Here is a 779-nt window from a genome sequence, read left to right on the forward strand (position 1 = left end):
AAAAATTCGGCGTCAAGGTAATCGAAGTGGCCGGCGACGTGTCGAAACCCGAGGTCCAGAAGGCGATTCTTGCCGCCTGCCCCGATCCGGACATCCTGGTCAACGACAATGGCGGCCCGCCGCTCCGCGATTTCCGCGAGCTCGACCGCGCCAAGATCCTCGAGGGCGTTACGCAGAACATGGTGACGCCCATCGAGCTCATCCAGGCGGTGATCGACGGCATGGCCAAGCGCGGCTTCGGCCGCATCGTCAACATCACCTCGCTGTCGGTCTATGTGCCGATCCCCGGCCTCGACCTGTCTTCCGGCGCCCGCGCCGGCCTGACCTCGTTCCTGGCCGGCGTGGCGCGCACAGTGATCGATCGCAACGTCACCATCAACAGCCTGCTGCCCGGGAAACTAGACACCGACCGGTTGCGCGGCCCACATGAAGCAGGCACTCAGGAAGACCCGGCCGCGGCAGCCGCGCGCAAGGCCCGCATCAGCGCCGACGTGCCGGCGAAACGTCTCGGCACGCCTGAGGAATTCGGGCAGATCTGCGCCTTCCTCTGTTCGGTCCATGCCGGCTACCTAACCGGCCAGAACATCCCGGTCGACGGCGGCCTCTACGTAAGCGCCTTCTGAGCATCGCCTGAAGCTCTCCCGCCAACCAGCTGGAATCGGTAGATTATTTCCGCTCCGGCATTGTGAAGCCGGAGCCCGCGATTTGCGGTCGCGAAAAATCGCGGGCGCGTGCTAAAAGGCTCCAAACCAGTATAGCAGGGAGGGGCCGCAATGGAC

General features: G+C 64.4%; 1 protein-coding gene. It reads left to right on the forward strand.

Features of this window, described 5'->3' with window-relative positions; translation table 11 throughout:
- Positions 1 to 623, forward strand: a 623-nt coding sequence (locus tag EOA28_RS37435; protein WP_128315923.1) for an SDR family oxidoreductase, incomplete at its 5' end; no start/stop codon positions are given.
- Positions 624 to 779: the final 156 nt, after the last annotated feature.

It is taken from the genome of Mesorhizobium sp. M2A.F.Ca.ET.067.02.1.1 (assembly GCF_004023285.1).
GTDB lineage: Bacteria > Pseudomonadota > Alphaproteobacteria > Rhizobiales > Rhizobiaceae > Mesorhizobium.